The sequence below is a fragment of the Brevundimonas sp. KH_058 genome (assembly GCF_057838505.1).
On the sequence record NZ_CM174469.1, the window covers coordinates 3207688 to 3226817 of the forward strand.

Genomic DNA, 19130 nt, shown 5'->3' on the forward strand with positions numbered 1-19130 from the left:
ACGATATCAGGGTCGAACGACAGGTGGCGGCCGGCGCGCCTGCGTCGCCTGTTCGAAGGCGTAACCCAGCGAAAGGATGCGTGCGTCGTCCCACTTCCCGCCCAGGAAGCTCAGGCCCACCGGCATTCCCCGATCAAAGCCCATCGGCACGGTCAGGTGTGGATAGCCCGCGACGGCGGCCAACTGGCTGGCCGAGCCCTCCATGTCGTCCTCGTCCTTGGGATCATTGGTCCAGGCGCGCGAAGTCGTCGGGGCGATCAGGGCGACCAGGGCATTATCGCGCATCAGCCGGTCGACACCCTCCGGTCCCGCCAGCCGGAGCGATGTCCCGCGCGCCTCCAGATAAGCAGCCGCCGTCAGATCGCCCATCGCCTGAGCGCGCTCGAAGGTATCCTGGCCGAACAAGACCGTCTCGCGCGGCTCGGCGGCGTTGAAGGCGATGACGTCGGCCAGATTGCGGGTGCGGACCTGTTCCGGATCGGTCGAGGCCAGATAGGCGTTCAGGTCGTGCTTCAGTTCGTACAGCAGCACCTTGAACTCGGCCGCTCCGATCACCCGACCGTCCGGTCCCTCCGGCAGATCGACCAGCACGGCGCCCGCATCGCGCAGGGCCTGCAGGTTCTGTTCGAACACCGCCTGGGTCTGCGGCGAATAGCCCTTCAGGAACCGCATCACCCCGATGCGCGCGCCGCGCAGAGAACCCGCATCCAGCCCGGCCGCGTAATCGACCTTTCGCAAGTCCGCCTCGATCGTGGCGGGATCGGCTGGATCGGACCCGGCAATGACCGTCAGCACTCTCGCGGCATCCCGGACCGTCGTCGCCATCGGCCCGGCCGTATCCTGGGAATGGCTGATCGGCACGATGTGGGTCCGGGACACCAGGCCGACGGTCGGCTTGAACCCGACCACGCCGTTCACCGACGCCGGACAGGTGATCGACCCGTCCGTCTCCGTGCCGATGGCGACCGGCGTCAGCCCAAGGGCTACCGCCGCCCCACTGCCCGACGACGATCCGCAGGGCGTGCGCGCGGGGTCATAGGGGTTCAGCGTCTGGCCGCCGACCGCGCTCCAACCGCTGATCGAATTCGACGCGCGGATATTGGCCCATTCCGACAGATTGGTCTTGCCGACGATCACCGCTCCAGCGGCCCTCAAACGGGCGACGAGAGGCGCGTCGCGACCCGGCGCGTTGTTGGCTAAAGCCAGCGATCCGGCCGTCGTCGGCATGTCCGCCGTCTCGATATTGTCCTTCAGCAGGATCGGCATTTCCGCGATGTCCGAAGACTCGGTGCTTGGCCACGGACCTTCGCTCCAACGGATGACAGATCGATAAGCCTCATCAACCCGCTTCCCGTTCGAAATGAACAAAAATGCGGGCGGATAAGCATACTGAGGATGCCGGTTCTCGACGACTGCGGGGCGGGCGGACGCAACCTTCTGCCCGACCACATCAGCCCCGGTCGCGCAGCCTGCAAGGGCCAGCGCGACCACAGCCGCCAGGATCAGTCCGCCTTGGGCTCGGCCCGCTTGCCGATGGTCCGGTCGAGGAAGTCGAGATAGGTGCGCCATTGCTGCAGTTGCCTCGGTTCGCCGCGGACGCCGTGCCGCTGGCCGGGATAGAGCATCATCTCGAACGGCACGCTCTTGGCCTGCAAGGCGTCGATGACGCGCGTCGCATTGCCGAAGATGACGTTATCGTCCGCCATCCCGTGCAGGATCAGCAGCCGCCCCGTCAGGTCGTCCAGACGCGGGAGCACGTCGGTGGCGGCATAGCCTTCCGGGTTGGCCTGCGGCGTGGACATATACCGCTCGGTATAGTGGGTGTCGTACAGGCTCCACTCCGTCGGCGCTGCGCCCGCCAGGGCCGAAGCCAGGCCGGCGTCTTTGTCCGTCAGGGTCAGCAGGCTGAGGAAGCCGCCGAAGCTCCAGCCCATCACCGCGATATGGTCGGCATCGACGTAAGGCAGGGTCTTCAGCCACTGCGCGGCCTGGGCCTGATCCTCGACTGCGGGAATGCCCAGACGGCGATAGATGCTGGTTTCGAACGCCTGGGACCGATCGCCCTCGCCGCGATTGTCCACGCGGAAGACGATATAGCCGGCCTCGGTCAGCAACTGGTTGGTCAGGGGCTGCCAGCTCTTTTGGACGCCCGCGCCGGTGCCGGGCCCGCCATAGACCTGCATCACCACCGGATATTTCTTGGCCGGATCGAAGTCGGGCGGCGTGGTCATGCGCCACACCAGCGTCTGGCCGTGGCTCTGCATCGTGCCGAACTCGGGCGCACGCAGTCGCGAGACGTAGGGCGCGAACGGGTGGGCGGCGTCCAGCCTGTTCTCCTCGATCCAGCGCACGCGCGTGCCGTCGATCCGGTACAGAGCCGATTGCGTCGGCGTCGCCGGATCGGAATAGTTGCCGACATAGGCCGTCGCCGGCCCGTTGACCGACACGGTCCACCAACCGCCGCCCGGCGTCACCGCCACCGGATCGACCGTGCGGTTCAGACTGGCCCGGAACATCTGCTGCTCGATGGGCAGTTCCTTGCCGTCGCGCATCGAGGCGGTGAAATAGACTTCGCCGGTCTGTTCGTTGACGCCGTCCAGATGCTTGACCGGATAATCGCCGCGCGTGATCGCCCGCAGGCGTCGCCCGTTGCGGTCGTACAGATACAGGTGCCGCCAGCCTGAATCCTCGTTAGACCAGATGAACCGCCCGTCCGACAGCACGCGGAAATCGTCGTTCAGGTCGACCCAGGCCGACGCCTTCTGGCTCAGGATCACGCGCGAAGCGCCGATGGTCGGATCGACGCTCAACAGATCCAGCGTCTTCTGATCGCGCGACTGACGCTGGACGTACAGGGTCTTGCCGTCGCCGGACCAATTCACCCGCGCCAGATAGATGTCGGTGTTGGAGCCCAGGTCCACCTTGACCCGTCCCCCGCCCTGCAGGTCGCGCACATACAGTTCGACCACCGCATTCGGGCGGCCCGCGCGGGGATAGCGCTGCTCGACCATGGTCGCGCCGGCGCCGGTGATCTCGAAGCGCGGGACGATGTCCACCGGGCTTTCGTCCACCCGCGTCATGGCGATGTAGCGTTCATCCGGGCTCCACCAGTATCCGGTGTCGCGATCCATCTCCTCCTGGGCGATGAACTCGGCCGTGGCCCAGGTGATCAGACCCGCGCCGTCATCGGTGATCGGCGTCTCCTTGCCGCTCGCCAGATCATAGACGACCAGATTCTGATCGCGGACATAGGAAACGTAGCTGCCCTTGGGCGACACCTTGGCGTCGATCTCGTCGGCGGGCGTTTCGGTCAGGCGGCGCACTTTGCCGTCCGCCCGGTTCGCCAGGAAGACGTCGCCCTCCAGCGGCGCCAGGATATAGCGCCCCTGCTGATCCCACGAATATTCCACGACGCCCCGCGCGCTGATCCGCATCCGCTCGCGCCGGGCCTTCTCGGCCTCCGACAGTTCGCCTGCGTCGGGAACCAGCGCCCGCGCGTCGATCAGCTTGTAGGGCTCGCCCTCGCCAGTCGGCGCAGCCCACAGGTCCTGGACGTCCACATTGTCCTCGCGCGCGCGCAGGTAGGCGACGAGTTGCCCGTCGGGCGACAAGCTGACGCCCTTCTCAAACCCCTTGCCCACCGGCCCATCCAGGCTGGGGCTCGAAAACACCCGTTCGGGCGTCAGGATGTTGGAGGGCGTCTCCTGGGCGAGTGCGGAACCGGCCGACAGAAGAATGGTCGAGGCGAGAAGGACTGTGCGCATGGGGCCGGACGCTAGCGGCGCTTCTGCAAGCCGTCACGAGGAAAAGTGGTCGCCGGACGAAAGGCTTTTCCTTCCCTGCGAGGGGTTCTCAGATTAGAGAGACCGCACGATGACAGACGCCGCCCTCTCCCCCGCTCCCGTCAAGGCCAGCCCGTTCAACGAACTTGAGGTTCTGTGGGTCCGCCACTGGACCGACAGCCTGTTCAGCTTCGGCGTGAAACGGCCCGACGATTTCCGCTTCCGCTCGGGCGAGTTCGTGATGATCGGCCTGCCGGGCGCGGATGGCGGCAAACCCGTCCTGCGCGCCTATTCCATCGCCAGCCCCAACTGGGCCGAGGAGCTGGAGTTCTTCTCCATCAAGGTCGCCGACGGCCCCCTGACCTCGCGCCTGCAGAAGATTGTCGCCGGCGACACCGTCCTGATGGGCAAGAAGCCGACCGGCACCCTGGTCCTGGACGCCCTGACCGGCGGCGAGCGTCTGTTCCTGATCGGCACCGGCACCGGCCTGGCGCCCTGGCTCAGCGTCGCGCGCGATCCCGAGACCTATTCCCGCTTCGGCCATGTCTATGTGATCCACACGGTCCGCAGCGTCGCCGACCTGGCCTATCGCGACTTCTTCACCCGCGAGATCCACGACGATCCCCTGATCGGCGAAGAGGCCCAGGCCCAACTGACCTACTATCCCACGGTCACGCGCGAGAATTTTGAAACCCCCGGCCGCATCACCGACCGCATCAAGTCGGGCGACTTCTTCCGCGACCTGGGCCTGCCCGACGGTTTCGACCCCGCCCGCGACCGCGCCATGCTGTGCGGCTCGATGGCCATGATCAAGGAAGCCGGCGAACTGCTGGAGACCTATGGCCTCAAGGAAGGCTCGAACGCCGAACCCGCCGACTACGTCCTGGAACGCGCCTTCGTCGGTTGAGACAGTCTGACGGCTTGGCTTGCGCGGCCTGACCCGCTAACCCCACCGCCATGTCGAAGCCCGCTCTTGTCGCCGTCGATCCCCGCATCGATCCCGCTGAATGCCAGTCGATGGCCGATGTCCGCCAGGGCGTCGACGCCCTGGACCGCGCCCTGGTCGCCCTGCTGGCCGAACGCCAGCGCTACATGGACGCCGCCGCGCGCATCAAGCCCGACCGCGACGCCGTCTTCGACCAGGCCCGCATCGACGACGTGGTCGCCAAGGTGCTGGTCTCAGCGGAAGCCCACCACCTGTCGCCCGACATCGCCGAACCCGTCTGGCGCCTGCTCATCGACCGCTGCATCGCCCACGAGTTCGCGACCTACGACCGGACGCGCAGCTAGGCTGGAATAACGCCAGCCATCCTATCGGCGAGAGAAGTTCGGCCTCATTTCAAGTGCTTGAGTAGCAGCAGCGTACATCGACCTGCCGCCTCTTCGAAAGGCCCTATAATGCGAGCCAGTCTTTGACATCGCAGCGCGCCTCGCCTGCCGAAATTGCACTTTCTTGCACTTTGCACGCGTTTCCGGAGTGCAGTGCAATTTCGGGCGACGGCTGAAGTTGGACTCACTTGGACTGTTTTTTCCAGATTCCAACTTCCGCCCGACAGCCTCAGGCCTTCAGGCCGCGCAGCATCAGTTCGTGGCGATAGGCCGCGACATCGGCCAGCGCCGCCTCCAGCGCATCGCGCACCCGCTCCACCGCCGGCGCGGCCAGCGTCTGGTCCGCCGCTTCCGCCTCGGCGCAGATCGCCGCCAGGTCTCGCGCGCCGATGCCCGCCGCCGCGCCCCGGATCGTATGGACCCCGTCGCGCCAGCCCTCGGCCTTGGGGTCCAGCATGACCGACCACAGGCCGGCCTGGTTCACGAACAGGCCGAGCACTTCCTCGTTAATGGCGTCGTCCCCGCCCGTCATGCCGTTCAGCACGGCGAAATCGACCGCGCCCGTCAGATCGCGCAACGCCATCAGGCCGCCGTCTCCTCGCCTTTGGCCAGGCGCGAGTTCTTGGACGACCACAGCAGATAGATCGCCACCCCGATCACGTTCCAGATCAGGAAGCCGACCTGCGTCACCGGCTTCAGGCTCAGGAAGAAGATGATGCAGCCGATCACGCTGACGGCTCCTACCAGCGGCCACAGCGGCGCCTTGAACACCCGCTTGCGGCCCGGCTCGCGGATGCGCAGCACGATCAGGCACACCCCGACCGAGCAGAACGCCGCCAGCGTCCCGGCGTTCGCCAGCGACGCCAGCTCGTCCAGCGGCAACAGCCCAGCAAGGATCGCCACCACCACGGCGGTGAACACCGTCACCACCGCCGGCACGCCCCGGCTCGACACCTTGGCAAGACGACGCGGCAACAGGCCGTCACGCGCCATGCCCAGGAAGATGCGGCTCTGGCCGAACAAGAAGGCCAGCAGCACGGTCGGAAGCGCGATCACCGCCGCCGCCGCGATCCACTGGGCCGCCGTCCCCTGCCCCATCTCACGCAGGATCAAGGCCAGGGGCTCGGGACTGTCGGCGAAGCTCGCCACCGGCCGCGCGCCGATCGCTGCGGCCGCCACGACCAGATACAGCGCCGTGCAGATCAGCATGGAGCCGACGATGCCGATAGCCAGGTCGCGCTCGGGCTTCTTGGTCTCTTCCGCCGCCGTCGAGATGGCGTCAAACCCATAGAAGGCGAAGAAGATGATCGCCGCCGCGGCCATTACCCCCGTCTGGACGAAGGGCGCGCCGAAACCATTGGGCATGAAGGGCGTGAAATGCTCGGGCTTGAACGCCGGCAGGGCGATGGCCACGAACACCACCAGCGCCGCGATCTTGATCAGCACCAGCACCGCATTCAGCGTCGCGCTCTCCTTGGTGCCCAGCAGCAACAGGCCCGTCACCACCCCGATGATGGCCACCGCCGGCAGGTTGATGATCCCGCCCGCATGCGGCCCGGCGACCAGAGCCAGCGGCAGGTCGATCCCCAGCCCGCTCAGAAAGCCGACCGCATAGCCGGACCAGCCCACGGCCACGGCCGAGACCACCAGCGAATATTCCAGGATCAGGCTCCATCCCACGACCCAGGCGATCATCTCGCCCAGCACGGCATAGGAATAGGTATAGGCGCTGCCTGCCGTCGGCATCATGGTCGACAGCTCGGCATAGGCTAGGGCCGCACAGGCGCACACAATACCCGCTAGACCGAAGCTGATCAGCACCGCCGGACCCGCCAGACCCGCCCCCACGCCGATCAGCGTCAGGATGCCGGTGCCGACGATGGCCCCGACACCCAGAGCCAGCAGATGCGGCCAGCTCAACGTCGGCTTCAGCCGCGGTCCGTCGTGCGGCGCCAGCATGGTGTCGATCGATCGACGCCGGTTCCAGAAGGCCATCATGCTCGCTCCCCCGCCGCTGCCGCGGCTGATTCCACGGGGACCATACTCCGTCGCAGAAAGTTTGCGAAAGCGCTTGCCAACCCCCGAACCGCTGGGTAGTAGGAGCGCCCTTCGGCAAGGCCACTGGCCCCCGAAGACGCAGACGATCGGTCGGGTGATTAGCTCAGTTGGTAGAGCAGCTGACTCTTAATCAGCGGGTCGTAGGTTCGAACCCTACATCACCCACCATCGTCTTTCCTCGTTTCCCAATAGCTTGAACCTCTTGGATTTCGCGCAGCGCGGCTTAAATGCCGATGCCCTCTGCTGAACGGAATCCACCCATGGCCGACTACGACTACGACCTCTTCGTCATCGGCGCCGGTTCGGGCGGGGTTCGGGCGGCGCGGCTGACGGCGCTCGACGGCAAGAAGGTCGCGGTCGCCGAGGAGTATCGGGTCGGCGGCACCTGCGTCATCCGAGGCTGCGTGCCCAAGAAGTTTATGGTGATGGCCTCCGAGGTCAGCCACGCGCTGGAGATCGCCGAGGGCTACGGCTGGTCCTTCGACAACGCCAAGTTCGACTGGCCCACCTTCCTTGAGGCCAAGGACGTCGAGATCGCGCGCCTGTCGGGCATCTACGCCGCCAACCTGGGCAAGGCCGGGGTCGAACTGGTCCACGGCCGCGCGGTCCTGAAGGACGCCCACACCGTCGAGATCGTCGGCAAGAACCGCACCATCACCGCCGAGAAAATCCTGATCACCACCGGTGGTCGCCCGTGGAAGCCGGAAGATATGCCCGGCATCGAACATACGATCACCTCGGAAGAAGCCTTCCACCTGCCCGAACTGCCCAAGCGCATCCTGATCGCGGGCGGCGGATACATCGCGGTGGAGTTTGCGGGCATCTTCGCCGGCCTGGGCGTCGAGACAACCCTCATTTATCGTGGCCCCAACATCCTGCGCGGCTTCGATGACGACGTGCGCGCGCACCTGGCGGGCGAGATCGAGAAGCGCGGCATCAAGGTCATCCTGGGCTGCCAGCACGAGAAGATCGAAAAGACCGTCACCGGCCTGGTCAACCACCTGGAGAACGGCATGAAGCTGGAAGCCGACGTGGTCATGTTCGCCACCGGCCGTATCCCTCACGTCAAGGACCTGGGTCTGCAAGCCGCCGGCGTCGAGCTGAACGACGAGGGTGCGATCAAGGTCGATCCGTACTCGAAGACCACCGCCGACAACATCTGGGCCATCGGCGACGTGACCGACCGGATGAACCTGACGCCCGTCGCCATCCGCGAGGCCGTCGCCTTCCACCAGACCGTCTATCGAGACAATCCCCAGCACTTCGACTACGAGGCCGTCGCCACCGCCGTCTTCAGCCAGCCGCCGGTCGGCGCCGTGGGCCTCAGCGAGGCCGAGGCCCGCCGGTCGTGCTCCAAGGGCGTGGACGTCTACGTCACCCGTTTCCGTCCGATGAAATACGCCTTCACCGGCTCTGACGAGCGGGTTTTGATGAAGCTGGTGGTCGACGCCGACAGCCAACGCGTGGTCGGCGTCCACATCGTCGGCCCCGAAAGCCCGGAGATGATCCAGCTCGCCGCCATCGCCGTGAAGGCCGGCCTGACAAAGGCCCAGTGGGACGCGACCTGCGCCGTCCATCCGACCATGGCAGAGGAACTGGTCACCCTGAAGGAGAAGCAGTCCGGCGCCACTTCGGCCGGCTGACGCCCTTACGGCCGGGGCCGGTCGCGGAACCGTTCCAGCAGGTCCAGCCGCGCGCTGAACGGCACCGGCGTCACCGTCGGCCCGACGTTGCCGAAGTTCATCAGCCGGGTATCCCCTGCCCTGGCGCGAGGCCATTCGATCCGGCCGACGCCATTGGGATCGCCCGAACGCGCAAAGGCGGTCCAGTAGCCGATCATCGCCTCCGACGCCTTGCGATCCCGATCCTCGACCGGGTACGGCAAGGTGTTCAGGGTTCCGAACACATAAGGCCGCTCGATCGCATGGGTGGCCCCGCCGTGCGGCTCGGGGTTCTGCGGCGACGAGATGTCGAACCGATACAGCCAGGCCGGATGACCGGCCTTGTTGTGCAGCCGCGCCAGCATCCGCGCCGGTTCGGAAAAAACCAGATCCGTGATGGCCAGTTTGTCGAACGCCTCCAGACCGCCATAGCCCTGGACCGCGTCGGCCCGCTCCAGCCAGGTCATGTCGTCGTCGATCTGGCCATAGCCGTTGCGGTCCGTTGGCCGCATCCACCAGAACTCGGCGCTGTTCGTGCCGATGATCATCGGCACGGGCGCCTGCCGCCCCGCCTTGAACGCCGCCTCGACCGTGGACGGCACGATCCGCCCATCGATCAGCGTCAGGTCGCCATTGGCGAACACCGGCGGCGGCGTCAGGAACATGTCGGCCGGCGCGGCGCGCAGATCGGCGGCGGTCCTCAGCCCCGCGCCGAATGACCAGACCTCGCCCCGCTCGCGCGCAGACGGGGCGCCGTGCGGCCCCTTCTTGTCCAGCGGCGTCTGCAACTCGCGTCCCAGGCCCGACTGCACCACCGCCCGGTCGAACAGGCCCCGCGCGGGCGGCGAGATCATCAGCCGCGTCACGATGGCGCCGCCCGCCGACTCGCCGAAGATGGTGACGTTCTCCGGATCGCCGCCGAAGTCCGCGATATTGGCGCGCACCCATTTCAGCGCCGCCGTCACATCCATCAGGCCATAGTTGCCCGCCGCCTCGCCCGCCGGCCGCTCGGCCGCCAGCGCCGGATGGTCGAAGAAGCCCAGTCGCCCCAGCCGATAGTTCAGCGTCACCACGACGACGCCCCGCTTGGCCAGGGTCGTGCCGTCATAGAGCGGCGCCGTGCCCGACCCGTTCACCAGACCGCCGCCGTGGATCCACACCATGACCGGCGCCGGCTGGCGCGTGCCCACCGGCCGCCAGACGTTCAGGTTCAGGCAGTCCTCGCTCATCGGCAGAGGCCCCACGCCCGGATCGCCGCTCGGCGGGGCCTGGATGCACAGGGGGCCATAGGCGCTGGCATCGCGCTGTCCCTGCCACGTCGGCGCGGCGCCCGGCGGACGCCAGCGTCGCTCGGCCGTCGGCGGCGCGGCATAGGGAATGTTCTTGAACGCGGCCACGTCGGCATCGGCGCGTCCGATCAGGACGCCTTGCTGAATGCGGACGGTGGGCTGGTCGGCTGCGGGCGCCATCATGAGCGTGAGGGTGGCGAAGACGCCGGCGATTGTCATCCTCGCTGATTAGCAAATCCTGAGATCGCGCCAATGACCTTGCGATCACAGTTCACGACATCTCGCGATAGAACCGATTTCGAGATCGTGCGTTATCGTCAAGCTGGACGGGGTAGGCGTTGAACGACACGACAAAATCAAGCGACCTGACCGTCGATCTGGGCGCGGCCTTCGAGGCCTCGCCCAATCCTTATCTGCTGCTCACGCCCGACCTCCGCATTGTGGAGGTCAATCAGGCCTACAGGGACGTCACGGGCGCCAAGCGTAGCGATGTGTTGGGCCAACCCCTGTTCGCGACCTTCGACTCCGGCCCGGGAACCGAGGCGCCGGAAAATGTACGCCAAGTCCGCGCCTCTCTGGAAAAGGCGCGCGATACCCGACAACGCGATCACCTCGCCGTCGTGCGCTACTCCATGCCCCAGACCTTGCCGGACGGCAGCGAGGTCTTCGTGGAACGGATCTGGAGCGCCACCCACACGCCGATCCTGAACGACGCCGGCGAGGTGGTGCTGCTGCTCCAGCACACCACCGACGTCACCGACCTGTCACCCACAATCCAGCCGGACGAGCCGACCACTGCCCTCGACGCCATCGTCGGCGGCTCGGTCCTGCGCCGCGCCCAGTCGGTTCAGGAGGACAATCGGCGGCTGGAGACCGAGCGCAATCGACTGGTCGAGATGTTCATGCAGGCGCCAGGTTTCGTCGCCATCCTGTCTGGCCCGGAACACCGGTTCCAGATGCACAACGACGCCTACAGCCAGTTGATCGGCCACCGTGACATCGCCGGCAAGCCGGTGCGCGAGGCCCTACCGGAATTGGTGGGCCAGGGCTTTTACGAGTTCTTGGACGGCGTCTTCGCGACGGGCGAGCCCTACGAAGGCCGAGAGAGCGTGGCCCAGCTTCAGCGCACGCCAGACGGCCCGCTGGAAACCGTCTATCTCAACTTCATCTATCAGCCGATCCGCGACGACGCCGGCGCGGTCGTCGGCATCTTCGTCCAGGGTCACGAGATCACCGAGAACGTCCTGGCCGCCCAGCGCCAGAAACTGATGATCGACGAACTGAACCACCGGGTGAAGAACACTCTGGCCACGGTCCAGTCGATCGCCATCCAGACCGCGCGTTCCAACACCGATCCCGCAGGCTTCGCCGAGACCTTCCAGTCCCGGATCATGGCCCTGTCGCACACGCACAACCTGCTGACGCAAAGCCATTGGGAAGGCGCCGACCTGCGCGCCATCCTGGAGCACGAGACCGAGGCCTACGGCCATACCCGCATCAGCCTGAACGGACCGCCGGTGTCGCTGGAGCCCGCCATCGTGCTGTCGCTCGGCATGATCTTCCACGAACTGGCCACGAACGCCGCAAAATACGGCGCGCTTCACACGCCTGAAGGCCGCATCCTGATCGACTGGTCTCTGGCCGATCAGAGGGCCCGCAAGCTCCAGCTCAGCTGGCGCGAAATGGGCGGCCCAAAAGTTACGGTACCGGACAGAAGAGGTTTCGGTAGCCGCTTGATTGAACGAAACATTCGCCATGATCTGGCGGGCGAGATCGATCTGGTCTACGCCCCCGATGGATTGATCGCGGAACTGACGGTTCCGCTCGACAGGACGGCCGCACAATGACCCAACCCCTGACCGGCCGCCGCGTCCTGATCGTCGAGGATGAATCCCTCGTCGCCATGCTGCTGGAGACGATCCTGGAAGACATGGAATGCATTCCGGTCGGTCCCGCGTCCAACATCGACGATGGTGAGACCCTGGCCCGCGACACCGACAACCTCGACGCCGCCCTGCTGGATGTCAATGTCGCGGGCCGTCAGGTCTTCCCCGTCGCCGAGGTATTGAAGGCGCGCGGCGTGCCCTTCGTCTTCTCCACCGGGTACGGCGAAGGCGGCCTGCCCGAAGAATGGCGCGGCCAACCCACCATCCAGAAGCCCTTCACCGAAGCCGCCATCCGCGACGCCCTGATGAAGGCCATTGGCGTCGCCCAGGCCTGAGCCCTAGCTCGGCATCCGCCTCGGCGCGAACCAGCCAACGTCGGTGCGGTAGATGCTTCCTGCGGCAGTCAGAATATCAAGGGTGTGCTGAAGACTTTTGGTTACGCTCTGTGCGCCCTTCGGAACTTCGAAAAGCGACTTGAGATCGTCAGCGTCCAAAGGGCGACCGACGCCGCGCAATACCTCCAGAACGCTCATTATCCGGCCAATCTCATCCGAGGGTAGCGGTGGACGAGAGACATTCTGTTCGACGTGCGCCGACGGAAGGAATTTTCGTAGCTTGGGTAGCCTGGTCTTTTGGAACTCGGGACGAAGGAAGAGTATTCGCCCCTCATCTTCCTCCAGAGCGCGCCTCTGATTGAGAGCCACCAGGTGTGAAACGATAGCCGCGTCACCGACATCGGACGCCCATCCGTAAGCTTGGAACACCAGTCGATCCAGACGCTGGCCGGCATCCAGCAGCAGGTCCACGCATCCGACTTGGCGGACGGTTCGTTCGGCCTCAGTCAGCGCAACACCCGCAGATGTCTTTTCCATCACGTTGTAGAGCGTCGTCATCGCCATGCCGGGGTTGCAGGCAAGGACATGGGCTCTCAGATCGTCCAGACCCTCGGCGACGGTGGAGATTTCCTGCCGCGCCAGACTGCTTATGTCAGGAAACGCAAACCGATCGAAACATAAGCCTTTTGAATAGACGGGACGATCCTCAAGCCTCCCCCCGACAGCGAGCGCCCACGCCCTGTGTACTCTGGACGAAAGGACGCCTAGGACGAACGGGTCGTCGGACGCAATGCAGACCAGACGATTGTCCGGCAATATCGAGGCATCGAGAAATCGGAACCATCGGTGTTTTGACGTCTCTACCGTAACGATGAAACGAGGCAGTCCCTTCACGGCGTCGCGGAGATCTCGTCTTGGTTCGCCGAAAATCCACCAGTTATCGCGATAGGAGGGCCGGTTGTTGACATCCCTATCCGGCTTCACCGTCTCCATCAAATGCTGAATGAAGCCGGGATGCTGTCGTTTGGCGTCCTCTTGCGACCAGCCGAACAGATCGATGACCTGAAGATCGCGCGACCGCTCTGTCAGATCCTTGCCGTTTCGATAAGGTCTGAGCGGGATGATATGACGATCCACGGATAAGCTCGCCAACGTCTCAGCCTTGTCCGAAGAGACCTGGAAGCCCTCCCCCATCAGTTGCACGCCGCGATGGGCCAGCAGGCGGTTGGCCTTGAGCACAACCGCGCGATCAATCCCTCGCCCGATCGTCAGATCGCTTCCTACATCGCCTCTGGTTTCGGCATAGACTACGCCGTCTACGCCTTCCTGAACGACCTGCAACAGGCGCCCGCGACCATCAGGCGCCCCGGCCTCTGCGACCGTCATCGCGACCCTGACGGCTGCAGCTGCCTCGCCCTTGATCCAGGGGTGGTCAGCGATAGCGAAGATCAGCCGCATCGGCGACGCGCCGCCAAGCCTTTCCTCGACAACACGACGCGAGAAGTTTTGCGTGATCGAATTGGTCGTTACATATCCAAAGCGCTGAAGAGCCGGCTCAGGTATCGAACGCTTCTTGGGCAGGGCGGAGATATTCTCGAACGGTCCCTGCTTTCCGATATCCGAGACAAGGATTTCAGCGGCCCGATCCCACCATACCGTCACGATATCCGCTGATCGAAAGCGATCACCACGAGAGGACCAGAGCGCTTCGACATAGGCTGAACCCAACTCGGCGCGAAGATCCTTGCCCGCGATGAACGGCGGGTTTCCGATGATGAAATGCGCCTTAGGCCACGTCGGGGAATAGGGCTCGACGTAGCAAATACCGTCTTTCGACATCGGCGCCGGAGACACGCCGCGCCATGCCAGAATGGCGTCACCCTGTTCGACGACGCAGTAGTCCTTCAAGATGGGATTGGATGGATGTACTTTTCCAGAAAGCCGATAATGCCACTGCAAATGGCCGATCCACATGACCACCGTCGCGATCCAGACGGCTTGGGTGCTTTTCTCTATCCCCATGAACTGGCGTGGGCCGACCGATGACCCATCGGTTTCAAGAACCCTCTGAGACTCACCAAGAGCCGCCAGCCGCTCGATCACCTCGCCTTCGAGGCCCTTCATTCTGTCCATGGCGATGTAAAGAAAATTGCCGGTGCCGCACGCGGGGTCGAGCACCTTGATGTGACATAGGGCCAGATGGAACGACTTCGCCAGATCCGTCGCCTTGCGCAGATCTCCGTACTTCTCGAACTTGTCGATTTGAACGGCGGCAGCTTCCCACTCTTTTTGAAGAACATCCATGATAGTGGCCTGGACGAGCGTCTCGACCATGGCTTTAGGGGTATAGTGAGCGCCGAGCTCACCGCGTTCCTCGGTTGAAAGCGCATTTTCCATCAGTGCGCCGAAGATCGCCGGCTCGACCCTCGCCCAATCACAGCCCGCAGCTTGGCAGAGGATATCGAGTTCACTCTCCGACACGGCGATCGCCGCGTCTTCGGCATACAGACCGCCGTTGAACCAGCGCATATCGCATCGAAGCACCGTGCAATGACCGCCGGTGTCCATCGTGCGGAAGACTTGGCTGATCGCTCTGTGCAGGTTCTTCGCGTCGCCCTTGTAGCTCTTCAAAAACTGCGCAAACGCCCTGTCCGGGATCAGTTGAACGCTGTCGGCGAACATGGCGAACACGCACTGCATGACGAAGACGGCCACCCGTTTTTCCCAGGCCGCACGATGCACCGGATCGCCGGCCCCATCGGCATCTCGTGAAAAGCGCGTGCGGAACGATTGGACTAACCGGCCTAGGATCGCTGCAATCTCGGTGGTCGCATCCTCGACCTTTTTCGCCGGGTCGAGCGACATTGGATCGGTCCAGACGGCCGCAAGCCGTTCTCGGATCTTGGGATCGCTTAGATCTGAGATCGATATCCTGTAGTTTTCGCGATCCGGGTAGTGGAGATAGGTCTTTCCCATCCGACTGAAATCGGACCAAAGCTCGATGGATCGCCCCACGTCCACGATGATGAGGAACGGCGGCCATTCGTCCAGTGCGCGCGCATAGCCTTTGGCTTGCGCCCTGGCGTTTTCCATTTTTCGCTCGACGACGTCTGGCCCGACGAATTTCATCTGGTTGGTGTCCGGCCCGCCAGCCAGCCGTTTCGCCGTCTGTTTTGCTTCCAGAACGAAGGATCCGCGACGGTAGCAGTCGATGAACCCCCAGTGGGAGCTGGAGTCATCATGACGAAACCGAACGATCCGCTCAAACCCGTAGTCCAGATCACCGACCTTCTTCTCGTTCGGAGCGGCGACACCAATTATCCTACAGAGATGGATGACAAACGACTGCGCTGCATCCCGCTCCGAAGCCGGAGTGTTCGTCCAGATCCTGATGAACTCGTCCACATCCATAAAGAGAATCCCCCAACTGAAGACCTCTTTAACGTGTATTTATCACGGCCACAACCATGGGGTGTTTTACGCTATGGCGTGGAGCAAGGGTTTGCCCAACCAGTAGCAAAGCTCCGCCGGGCGGGAGATGTCCCAGATCGCAAGGTCCGCCGCCTTCCCCGGTTCGATTGTGCCCATCTCGTCCAGCATCCCAAGCGCACGCGCCGCTTCTCGCGTCGCGCCGACCAGGGCCTCTTCCGGGGTCAGGCGGAACTGGACGCAGGCGAGGTTGAGGGCGGCGGTCATGGAGCCCAAGGGCGAGGTGCCGGGGTTGCAGTCGGTGGCGACGGCCATGTGCACGCCGTGGCGGCGCAGCAGATCGACGGGTGGCGCTTTCGTTTCACGCAGCATCAGGTAGGCGCCTGGTAACAGGACGGCGACGACGCCGGCGGCGGCCATGGCGGCGATGCCTTCCTCGGTCGCATGTTCGATGTGGTCGGCGGACAAGGCCTGATAGCGCGCCGCCAGGGCCGCGCCGCCGCCGTCTGATAACTGATCAGCATGCAGTTTGACCGGCAAGCCCAGGGCGCGGGCCTTGTCGAACAGGCGCGACACCTCGTCGGTCGAAAAGGCGATGGGCTCGCAATAGGCGTCGACAGCATCGACTAGGCCTTCGGCATGAGCCGCGGGCAGGATGTCGTCGATGGCCAGATCGACATAGGCGGCTCTGTCGTCGCGATATTCGGGCGGGACGGCGTGCAGGCCGAGATAGCTGGTGCGGACACGCACCCCGCCTTCGCGTCCGATCCGGCGGGCGACACGCAGCATCTTCAGCTCCGTCTCGCGATCCAGCCCATAGCCGGACTTGATCTCGACGGTCGTGACGCCGGTGGCCTTCAGCCCCGCCAGCCGCGTCAGTGCCGAGGCGAACAGTTCGTCTTCCGACGCCGCCCGCGTGGCCTTGACCGAGGAGACGATGCCGCCGCCGGCGCGTGCGATCTCCTCATATGTGGCGCCGCCCAGTCGCTGCTCGAACTCGGCCGAGCGGTCGCCACCGAACACCAGGTGCGTATGGCAGTCGATCAGGCCCGGCGTCACCCAGCGCCCGTGCAGCCGCTCGGTCTCAGTGGCGTCTACGGCGGGCAGATCGGCGCGCGGCCCTACCCAGGCGATGCGGCCGTCCGCGACGACCACGGCCGCGTCGTGGATTGCGCCATAGGGAACCGGTCCCTCGACCATGGTGGCGACGTGACAGTCGATCAGCAGACGGTCGGCCTTCATCGGCGGGGCTCCTTGGCCAGAACGGGTGAATGGGCTGACGAGAAACGCGCCACCAGATCATAGCGGTCGCCGGGGAAGGTCTGCCAGACCCGCGTCACCCCCTGCCCGTCCCGCCACGTCCGCCGCTCGACGCACAGGCAGGCGGCGCCGGGCTTGAGTTCCAACAGGCGCGCGGCGCGGGCGTCGGCCGCGACCGCCGAGATGCGGTTCTCCGCCTCGGTCCAGGGCGCGGAGTCCAGCAGCCAGCTTCCCGGCGGAAACGTCTGAAAATCAACGTCTATAGCTTGAGGTGCTGCGCCCAGGGCGATCAGCCGGTGCTCCAGTGCCAGAGGTGCGCCGTCGGCGCTGTGGAGACAGGTCAGGTCCAGCAGACGACCGCCCGAGGCCAATTCGATTTCGTCCGCGCCGTCCGGCTCCCGTTCGATCCGCTCCATCAGGACATAGCCGTAAGCCTGCCCCCGCTCGATCACCTCGGCCCGCAGGTCGGGAATGGCCAGGACGGCGGCATGGGCCTTGGGCTGGGCGACGAACGTGCCGGCTCGACGACGGCGCGTCACCAGCCCCCGCCCCGCCAGTTCGGAAATGGCCTTCGACACCGTCATGCGCGAACAGCCGTAGCGTTCGGTCAGTTCGTGCTCGAACGGAATCCGGTCGCCGGGCGACAGATCGCCGGACAGGATGCGCCCCTCCAGATCGGCGTAGATGCGGCGATGAAGGCTCACCCCAGCACCGTCGCCAGCGCCTTGCGATAGCGCGTCTCGATGGCGTCCCGCGCGACGTGGCGGCCGTTCTTCACGACCTCGCGCCCCGCGCGCCAAACCGACGAAATCGAGCCCGTCGGCGCGCCGAATATCCAGCTGTCGAGCAACGCATCGCCCGCCCGTCCGGCGAAGGCCAGGCCGCCCGTATCCAGCGAAACGATGTCCGCCGACGCCCCGATGCACAGACCCGATGACGCACCTGTCGCCTGAGCGCCGCCCGCCAGCGCATGGTCGAACAAGGCGCGGCCCGTCGAGCGCTTCGCATCCGCCATGACGGCGCGCCCGCGCAGCGCCAGCCGCTGACTGTATTCCAGCATCCGCAACTCTTCGGCGACGCCGATCTGAACATTGGAATCCGTGCCGATCCCGAACCGCCCGCCGGCGCGGGTGAAATCGGCCGCCGGAAAGACGCCGTCGCCCAGATTGGCCTCGGTGATCGGGCAAAGGCCGACGACGGCGCAGCGCTCAACCACGCCGCGCCATTCGGCCTCGTTCACATGGGTTGAGTGGATCAGGCACCAGCGCGGATCGACCGGCGCATTGGCCAGCAGCCACTCGACCGGCCGGGCGCCCGACCAGGCCAGGCAGTCCGCCACCTCCTTGGTCTGTTCGGCGACATGGATATGGATCGGCCCGTCGCCCGCCAGCGCCGGCATGGCCGCCAGTTCGTCAGGGCTGACGGCGCGCAGGCTGTGCGGCGCCACGCCGACCACGGCGTCCGGCAGATCGGCCGTCAAAGTCCTGCACCGCGAGACCAGATCCGCGAACCCGTCCAGATCGTTGATGAAGCGACGCTGTCCGTGCGACGGCGGCTGCCCCCCGAACCCGGCATGGGCGTAGAAGACCGGCAGCATGGTCAGGGCGATGCCCGTCCCTTCAGCCGCCGCCACGATCCGCGCGGCGATCTCGGCCCGATCCGCATAGGCGGCGCCCGATGGTTCGTTATGCAGATAATGGAACTCGGCGACGCGGGTGAAGCCGCCTTCCAGCATTTCCATGAAGGCCAGGGCGGTGATGGCCTCGATCTCTTCCGGCCCGCCCCGGTCGAGGAAGCGGTACATCAGTTCGCGCCAGGTCCAGAAGTCGTCGTCGGATGGCCCGCGCGCCTCGGTCAGACCGGCCATGGCCCGCTGGAAGGCATGGCTGTGGACGTTGGCCACGCCCGGCAAGGCGACTCCGCCGCCCTCATCCCCTCCAATGCGCGCTACGCCCGCTTCGAGACTGGCGATTCGCCCGTCCGCCATGCCGACGCGGATATCGTGCGCCCAGCCGTCCGGCAGCAGAGCCGCCTCGAACCAAAGGGTGCGATCCACAGGCTGCGGCTGAAGGGTCACTGGACAGGTCCGTTTGATTACGAT

General features: G+C 65.3%; 14 protein-coding genes and 1 tRNA gene. 6 read left to right on the forward strand and 9 right to left on the reverse strand.

Features of this window, described 5'->3' with window-relative positions:
- Window positions 1-6: 6 nt before the first annotated feature.
- Together AC3ISA_RS15855 and AC3ISA_RS15860 are read right to left on the reverse strand one after the other, a co-directional pair.
- Window positions 7-1320, reverse strand: a complete 1314-nt coding sequence (locus AC3ISA_RS15855) for an amidase (RefSeq protein WP_489180123.1) — start codon at window positions 1318-1320, stop codon at window positions 7-9.
- A gap of 182 nt (window positions 1321-1502) precedes the next feature.
- A complete protein-coding gene (locus AC3ISA_RS15860) occupies window positions 1503-3764 on the reverse strand; it encodes a S9 family peptidase (RefSeq protein ID WP_489178634.1) in 2262 nt (753 codons plus the stop codon).
- 109 nt (window positions 3765-3873) lie between these two features.
- Between AC3ISA_RS15860 and AC3ISA_RS15865 the strand changes: the two genes are divergently transcribed.
- A complete protein-coding gene (locus tag AC3ISA_RS15865; RefSeq protein ID WP_489178635.1) occupies window positions 3874-4689 on the forward strand; it encodes a ferredoxin--NADP reductase in 816 nt (271 codons plus the stop codon).
- Window positions 4690-4739: 50 nt separating this feature from the next.
- The gene (locus AC3ISA_RS15870; protein WP_055755221.1) at window positions 4740-5072 is read left to right on the forward strand and encodes a chorismate mutase; all 333 of its coding nucleotides are present in this window, start codon (window positions 4740-4742) and stop codon (window positions 5070-5072) included.
- A gap of 268 nt (window positions 5073-5340) precedes the next feature.
- Here AC3ISA_RS15870 and AC3ISA_RS15875 read toward each other — a convergent pair whose 3' ends face one another.
- Window positions 5341-5694 (reverse strand): Hpt domain-containing protein, encoded by a 354-nt coding sequence (locus AC3ISA_RS15875; RefSeq protein WP_489178636.1) that lies wholly within the window; start codon window positions 5692-5694, stop codon window positions 5341-5343.
- Complete coding sequence (locus AC3ISA_RS15880; protein WP_489180125.1) at window positions 5694-7106, reverse strand: amino acid permease; 1413 nt, start codon at window positions 7104-7106, stop codon at window positions 5694-5696. Before AC3ISA_RS15880 ends, AC3ISA_RS15875 begins: the two co-directional genes overlap by 1 nt.
- Window positions 7107-7261: 155 nt before the next feature.
- Between AC3ISA_RS15880 and AC3ISA_RS15885 the strand changes: the two genes are divergently transcribed.
- Together AC3ISA_RS15885 and gor are read left to right on the forward strand one after the other, a co-directional pair.
- Window positions 7262-7337, forward strand: a tRNA-Lys gene (locus tag AC3ISA_RS15885).
- Window positions 7338-7429: 92 nt separating this feature from the next.
- Window positions 7430-8812 (forward strand): glutathione-disulfide reductase, encoded by a 1383-nt coding sequence (gene gor, locus AC3ISA_RS15890; RefSeq protein WP_489178637.1) that lies wholly within the window; start codon window positions 7430-7432, stop codon window positions 8810-8812.
- 5 nt (window positions 8813-8817) lie between these two features.
- On the opposite strand, the gene AC3ISA_RS15895 is transcribed toward gor, so the two are convergent.
- The gene (locus tag AC3ISA_RS15895; protein ID WP_489178638.1) at window positions 8818-10338 is read right to left on the reverse strand and encodes a carboxylesterase/lipase family protein; all 1521 of its coding nucleotides are present in this window, start codon (window positions 10336-10338) and stop codon (window positions 8818-8820) included.
- Between the two features lie 119 nt (window positions 10339-10457).
- Here AC3ISA_RS15895 and AC3ISA_RS15900 point away from each other — a divergent pair, with 119 nt between their 5' ends.
- Both AC3ISA_RS15900 and AC3ISA_RS15905 read left to right on the forward strand, forming a co-directional pair.
- Window positions 10458-11966, forward strand: coding sequence for a sensor histidine kinase (locus AC3ISA_RS15900; RefSeq protein ID WP_489178639.1), 1509 nt, complete (start codon window positions 10458-10460; stop codon window positions 11964-11966).
- Window positions 11963-12340, forward strand: a complete 378-nt coding sequence (locus AC3ISA_RS15905; protein ID WP_489178640.1) for a response regulator — start codon at window positions 11963-11965, stop codon at window positions 12338-12340. The genes AC3ISA_RS15900 and AC3ISA_RS15905 overlap by 4 nt, the downstream gene beginning before the upstream one ends.
- Before the next feature lie 3 nt (window positions 12341-12343).
- Here AC3ISA_RS15905 and AC3ISA_RS15910 read toward each other — a convergent pair whose 3' ends face one another.
- From AC3ISA_RS15910 to AC3ISA_RS15925, 4 genes are all read right to left on the reverse strand, one after another.
- On the reverse strand, window positions 12344-15751 hold the full coding sequence (locus AC3ISA_RS15910; RefSeq protein WP_489178641.1) for a class I SAM-dependent DNA methyltransferase: 3408 nt from the start codon (window positions 15749-15751) through the stop codon (window positions 12344-12346).
- 66 nt (window positions 15752-15817) lie between these two features.
- Complete coding sequence (gene hutI / locus AC3ISA_RS15915; protein WP_489178642.1) at window positions 15818-17011, reverse strand: imidazolonepropionase; 1194 nt, start codon at window positions 17009-17011, stop codon at window positions 15818-15820.
- A complete protein-coding gene (gene hutC, locus AC3ISA_RS15920) occupies window positions 17008-17733 on the reverse strand; it encodes a histidine utilization transcriptional repressor HutC (protein WP_489178643.1) in 726 nt (241 codons plus the stop codon). Before hutC ends, hutI begins: the two co-directional genes overlap by 4 nt.
- Window positions 17730-19106, reverse strand: coding sequence for a formimidoylglutamate deiminase (locus tag AC3ISA_RS15925; RefSeq protein ID WP_489178644.1), 1377 nt, complete (start codon window positions 19104-19106; stop codon window positions 17730-17732). Before AC3ISA_RS15925 ends, hutC begins: the two co-directional genes overlap by 4 nt.
- Between the last annotated feature and the right edge of the window lie 24 nt (window positions 19107-19130).

Coding starts and splice junctions, on each gene's coding strand:
- AC3ISA_RS15860 (WP_489178634.1), bottom strand. CDS start 3,764: ATGCGCACAGTCCTTCTCGCCTCGACCATTCTTCTGTCGGCCGGTTCC.
- AC3ISA_RS15865 (WP_489178635.1), top strand. CDS start 3,874: ATGACAGACGCCGCCCTCTCCCCCGCTCCCGTCAAGGCCAGCCCGTTC.
- AC3ISA_RS15870 (WP_055755221.1), top strand. CDS start 4,740: ATGTCGAAGCCCGCTCTTGTCGCCGTCGATCCCCGCATCGATCCCGCT.
- AC3ISA_RS15875 (WP_489178636.1), bottom strand. CDS start 5,694: ATGGCGTTGCGCGATCTGACGGGCGCGGTCGATTTCGCCGTGCTGAAC.
- AC3ISA_RS15880 (WP_489180125.1), bottom strand. CDS start 7,106: ATGGCCTTCTGGAACCGGCGTCGATCGATCGACACCATGCTGGCGCCG.
- gor (WP_489178637.1), top strand. CDS start 7,430: ATGGCCGACTACGACTACGACCTCTTCGTCATCGGCGCCGGTTCGGGC.
- AC3ISA_RS15895 (WP_489178638.1), bottom strand. CDS start 10,338: ATGACAATCGCCGGCGTCTTCGCCACCCTCACGCTCATGATGGCGCCC.
- AC3ISA_RS15905 (WP_489178640.1), top strand. CDS start 11,963: ATGACCCAACCCCTGACCGGCCGCCGCGTCCTGATCGTCGAGGATGAA.
- AC3ISA_RS15910 (WP_489178641.1), bottom strand. CDS start 15,751: ATGGATGTGGACGAGTTCATCAGGATCTGGACGAACACTCCGGCTTCG.
- hutI (WP_489178642.1), bottom strand. CDS start 17,011: ATGAAGGCCGACCGTCTGCTGATCGACTGTCACGTCGCCACCATGGTC.